The 242-nt window shown below is 72.7% G+C and carries 1 protein-coding gene; it reads right to left on the bottom strand.

The features are described from left to right. On the bottom strand, positions 1 to 242 hold a 242-nt coding region (locus H928_RS33845; RefSeq protein WP_239645065.1), incomplete at both ends, for a hypothetical protein.

Below are 242 nucleotides of genomic sequence, written 5' to 3' on the forward strand. Positions count from 1 at the left end.
CAGCAGCTCCAGGCGCTCGCGCGTGTCGCCGTGGTGGCGCCAGGGCTGGTCATGCAGATCCTGCAGCAGGTTGGGGCGCGGGCCGGTCCAGGGCTCGGCCCAGTCGGCATCGAGTGGGTCAAAGTCCAGGGCCAGATCGCGGGCGATGGCGCGCACCAGGCTTTGGTTCGCACCCTTGCCGCCACCGACGGGGTGGCGCGCCAAGGCGAGCAAGGTGTCGGTCTCCAGCCGACCGGCGGGCG

Source organism: Comamonas sp. B-9 (genome assembly GCF_000410635.1).
Classification (GTDB): Bacteria; Pseudomonadota; Gammaproteobacteria; order Burkholderiales; family Burkholderiaceae_C; genus Comamonas.